Genomic DNA, 4,733 nt, shown 5'->3' with positions numbered 1-4,733 from the left:
TTGTCAAATCCAGGCTTCTGAAATCAGCGAAAGGCAGGTACCTGGCAATTTTAGCCAGGAGTTCATTTGGCAATGCCAATAAAGGCGAAACCTGTTCCGGTGGAATAACTGAAATCCCCTGCACCGTTTTTTTTCCTTGCTGGTTGTCAGGCGGGTTTATTCCACCGTAGTGGTGGGTGGCAACTTTTGCATTACTGACAAAATTTTCATTCATACGAACTCCAATATTTTAAGGACTCTTTTCCGTTAAGGACTCTTTTCCGTTAAGGACTCTTTTCAGTTAATGACTCTTTTCAGTCCACTGGTGTTTTTATCAAGCAACGATTCTTCTTATTTTCAGAGGATGGAGCAGGAAGCCAGCCAGCCATTGTGCTTATTCAGATCCCACAACTTTACGGTATTGTCAGCAGCGCCGGAAATGAGTCGGCCACCAGGCAGTGCCATGACTGAATTGACCCGGTTGGTATGCCCACTCAGCGTCGCCATACACTGCTGCCCGTCGGGCTCGCTCAAATCCCACACCTTTACGGTCTCGTCATGAGCGCAGGAAGCCAGGCGCCCATCTCCAATACTGTGACTGAGGTAATCCAGCCAGTATGCCCATCCAGCGTCGCCACACATGGCTGCCTGTCAGGCTTGCCCAGATCCCATATCTTTATGGTTTGGTCAGCAGCGCCCGAAACTAATCGCCCATCAGGCAACTGTACAACTGAAAACACCCAGTTGTCATGGTCATCCAGGGTTGCCACGCATTGTTGTCCATCGGGCTTGCCCAGATCCTACACCTTTATTGTCTTCTCTTCAGAGCCCGAAACCAGTCGTCCATCGGCCAATACCGTGACTGAGAACACCGGAGCAGTATGCCCTTTCAGTGTCGCCACGCTTTGCCACCCGAAGAGCTTGCTCAAACCCCACACCTTTATGCTCATATCATCAGAGCACGAAGCCAGACGACCATCGGGTAATGGCGTTACTGACCTCACCTCAAGGGCATGCCCCATCAGCGTCGCTACACAGGTTTGCCCGGTGTTACTTTCCAGAAAAGTCAGATATCCATTGCTTACAAATCTTAAATAAGCAAGCCGTAGTAATGTGTCATCAATTTCATTGTTCGGAACAGCAGGTATTTCCCTGTTGTCACTTATTTGTCTATAGGCTTTAGCGAAGCATAGTATCGAAAAGCGAGGATTTTCAGCCGTACTTCGGTGTTAAAAAGTGTGCTTAGTCGTCTATTTGTCAAATCCAGGTTTCTGAAATCGGCGAAGGGCAGGTAGCCAGCAATTTTAACCAGGAGTTCATTTGGTAATGACATCAAAGGCGACACTTGTTCAGGAGGAATAACCGAAATACCCTGAGTTGTTTTTTCTCCCGGCGACTTGCCGGAGCGATTGGTTACCGGGTGGTGTTGAATGGAAATGACAGTATTTTTAATGGTATGAGTATCCATGCAATCTCTGACTGGTAAACAGATCTGGAGTTCCTTTATGAAATAATGAATTCAAGTTATAAGCAGTTAGCTAAATGGAATTAGATATTTCTGGCTAAATGAACAGTTACTGTGCAAGGCACCACGCAGGGGTTTATAGCCTTAACTATGTGACCGGATTTCATTTGGTTAACTACTGACTGCTCACAGCAAGTCAGCCACCGATTATCGCCAACGAGATAGTGGAGATCGTTTAAACCATTGCAGTTTTTTAACCACGGTTCCCCCCTTTTTGAGCTTCTGCAGATCCCACAACCTTATGGTGTGGTCACAAGAACAGGAAGCCAGCCGCCCATCGGGGAGTACCGTCATATGTTTCACCCAACTGGTATGCCCATGCAGTGTAACCAGGCATTGCTCCCCATCGAGTTTACTCAGATCCCATACCTTTATGGTGCTGTCAAGAGAACAGGAAACCAGCCGCCCATCAGGTAATGGCATAACATGGTGCACATCGTGGTAATGCCCACTCAACGTCGCCACACACTGCCGCTCGTCAGGCTTGCCCGGATCCCACACCTTTATGGTGTTATCATCAGAGCCCGAAACCAGCCGCCCATCGGCCAATAGCTCAACTGAGTTCACCCTGTCAGTATGCCCGGTCAGCGTCATCACGCATTGTTGCCCGTCGGGCTTGTTCAGATCCCACACCTTTATAGAATTATCTGCAGAGCCCGAAGCCAGCCGCCCATCAGGCATTTGCATAACATAGCAGACATAGTCGGTATGCCCATTTAACGTCATTATGCATGGATTCCGCTTGCTCAGATCCCACACTTTTACCGTCTGATCGTAAGAGCAAGAAGCCAGACGACCATCAGCCAATACTATGACACGAAGCACCCAGTAGTTATGTCCCACCAGCGTCGCCTCGCATTGCTGCCCTTCGGGCTTGTTCAGATCCCACACCTTTATGGTCTTGTCATCAGAGCCCGAAACCAGCCGCCCATCGGGTAATGGTATGACAGATCTCACCCAGTCAGTGTGCCCACGCAGTTTTGCCACGCATTGCTGGCCACGAGGCTGGCGCAGATCCCACACATTTACGGTCCTGTCAGCAGAGCAAGAAGCCAGACGACCATCCACCAATGTTGTGACTGAGGTCACCGGTTCATTATGCCCATTCAGCTCCATCTCAGAGGACTGCCGTGCATTGCCCCCCAGAGAGATCAGGAATTCAGTATTTGTATGTCGATAACGGGTAAGCCGTAATAAGGGATCTTTGATTTCAAGGTATCGAATGGCAGGTATGTCCATGTTTTCAATCATTTTTCTATAGGCTCCGGCGGCAGAACCATAATATCGAACGGATAGGATCTTCAATTGTTCTTCCGTGCTGAAAATTATATTTAACCGCCTGCAGGTCAAACCCAGGCTTATGAATTCAGCGCCAGTCAGGTAGCTGGCAATGCTAAACAGAAGCTCATTTGGCAATGTCAATAAAGGCGACACCTGTTCTTGGGGAACAACTGAAATACTGTGCGTCGTATTTTGTCCAGGCGGATTGCCAGAACGAGTTGAACTGCGGGGGGGCTGGGCAAGAAAGTCAACATTACTACCTATATTATTCATAGAATTCAGTTGTCTGTTATATTGAGTTCACCTCATCAGTATGCCTCGTTGACATACATGGTTCCCTGAGATCCCACACCTTGACAGTCATGTCGTGAGAGCCCGAAGCCAGCCGACCGTCCGGCAATTGGGTAACGGAACTCACCCAATGCTCATGCCCAGTCAGCGTCACCACGCATTGTAGCCCCTCTGGCTTGTTCAGATCCCACACCTTTATGCTTTTTTCAGGTAAGTTTAAACTTATGTAGTTTCCAGCGCAGGAAGCCAGTCGCCCGTCAGCCAATACCGTGACTGAGTTCACCCACTCCCTATGCCCCGTCAACGTTACCACGCATTGCTGCCCGTCGGGCTTGCCCAGATCCCACACTTTTATGGTCTTATCCATAGAACAGGAAACCAGCCGCCGATCTGGTAATTGCGTGACAAATTCCACCCAGCCGGTATGCCCATGCAGCGTCGCCACGCACTGCTGCCCATCGGGTTTGTCCAGATCCCACAGCTTTATGGTTTTGTCACCGGAGCAGGAAGCAAGTCGACCATCATGTAATTGCGTGACTGCGCTAACCCCGCTGCTATGACCATACAGCGTTGCCACGCATGGCTCTGTATGAAGCTTACTCAGATCCCATATCTTTATAGTATGATCAAAAGAACTCGAAGCCAGACGACCATCAGCCAATAGTGTGACGAATTCCACCCAATGTGTATGCCCATACAGGGTCGCCAGGCATTGCTGTTCATCAGGCTTGTTTAGATCCCACACCTTCACAGTCATATCATCAGAGCAAGAAGCCAGACACCCACCGGGTAATTGTATGACGGAGTACACAGTATCAGTATGTTCATTCAGCGTCATCACGCATTGCTCCCCATCAGGCATATTCAGATCCCACAATTTTATGGTCTGGTCACTAGAGCAGGAAGCCAGCCGCCCATCGTCTAATGCCCTGACTGATCTCACACAGTCAGAATGCCCGAACAAGGTAACTACTAACGTTTTCCCGGCATTACTTTCCTTAGAAGCCAGGTATGCATTACTTACCCATCGAAAATAAGCAAGCCGTAATAATGAATCATCGATATCATTGCCCGGAACAGCCGGTATGCGGGTGTTTGCAATCAGCTCTCTATAAGCGCCAGCGGCAGAGCCATAGTATTCATCGGATAGTTTTTTCAGTCGATCCCAAGTGTTAAAAGTTGTTGATAGTCGTCTACTTGTCAAAGAAAAACGACAAAAATCAACGAAAGGCAGGTAGTTGGCAATTTCGACCAGAATCTCATTTGGCATTGCCAGTAAAGGTGACACCTGTTCCGGTGGAACAACTGAAATCCCATGTGCGGTTTTTTCCCATGGCTGAATGTTAAACGGTTTTGTTGCAAAGGTATTGGAAACGGCAGCAATATTATCCATAAAACCACTGACCATTAAACAGCTCCAGAGTTCATTCCAGGAGATGGAATAATGAATTCAGGTCCTGCAATAGCGCCCGTCTGGATACTTCAATAGCAAGGATTACGGGTTGCGGGACTATTTGCTAAAAAAGTGAAATTTCAGGCTAATTTGCTGCTGCCACAGTAGGGCAGTCTATTCCCGAGCAGTGTCTCAAGTCTCATGCCATTGTTTTGTCAATAGAGTTTTGTCAATAGAGTTTTGTCAATAGAGTTTTGTCAATAG

General features: G+C 48.2%; 7 protein-coding genes and 1 pseudogene. All 8 read right to left on the bottom strand.

Features of this window, described 5'->3' with window-relative positions; genetic code table 11:
- Positions 1 to 214 (bottom strand): F-box protein (locus KDK14_RS08625; protein WP_257264688.1); only part of this gene is annotated, 214 nt, incomplete at its 3' end.
- 122 nt (positions 215 to 336) lie between these two features.
- Positions 337 to 621 (bottom strand): WD40 repeat domain-containing protein, encoded by a 285-nt coding sequence (locus KDK14_RS08620; protein ID WP_257264687.1) that lies wholly within the window; start codon positions 619 to 621, stop codon positions 337 to 339.
- The gene (locus KDK14_RS21695; RefSeq protein ID WP_373691052.1) at positions 525 to 749 is read right to left on the bottom strand and encodes a hypothetical protein; all 225 of its coding nucleotides are present in this window, start codon (positions 747 to 749) and stop codon (positions 525 to 527) included. The genes KDK14_RS08620 and KDK14_RS21695 overlap by 97 nt, the downstream gene beginning before the upstream one ends.
- Before the next feature lie 30 nt (positions 750 to 779).
- Positions 780 to 1,040 carry a hypothetical protein gene (locus KDK14_RS08615; protein WP_257264689.1) on the bottom strand — a complete coding sequence of 87 codons (261 nt, stop codon included), beginning with the start codon at positions 1,038 to 1,040 and terminating at the stop codon, positions 780 to 782.
- 101 nt (positions 1,041 to 1,141) lie between these two features.
- Positions 1,142 to 1,447: an F-box protein gene (locus KDK14_RS08610; protein ID WP_257264686.1), complete on the bottom strand. Its 306-nt coding sequence runs from the start codon at positions 1,445 to 1,447 to the stop codon at positions 1,142 to 1,144.
- Between the two features lie 204 nt (positions 1,448 to 1,651).
- Positions 1,652 to 2,809 carry a WD40 repeat domain-containing protein gene (locus KDK14_RS08605; RefSeq protein ID WP_257264685.1) on the bottom strand — a complete coding sequence of 386 codons (1,158 nt, stop codon included), beginning with the start codon at positions 2,807 to 2,809 and terminating at the stop codon, positions 1,652 to 1,654.
- A gap of 18 nt (positions 2,810 to 2,827) precedes the next feature.
- A pseudogene (locus KDK14_RS21690) lies at positions 2,828 to 3,058 on the bottom strand (F-box protein); the annotation flags it as partial.
- Positions 3,059 to 3,074: 16 nt separating this feature from the next.
- Positions 3,075 to 4,484, bottom strand: a complete 1,410-nt coding sequence (locus KDK14_RS08600) for an F-box protein (RefSeq protein ID WP_257264684.1) — start codon at positions 4,482 to 4,484, stop codon at positions 3,075 to 3,077.
- Positions 4,485 to 4,733: the final 249 nt, after the last annotated feature.

Source organism: Endozoicomonas sp. ONNA2, assembly GCF_024606365.1.
GTDB lineage: Bacteria > Pseudomonadota > Gammaproteobacteria > Pseudomonadales > Endozoicomonadaceae > Endozoicomonas.
This window is presented reverse-complemented; position numbering and strand designations above follow the sequence as displayed.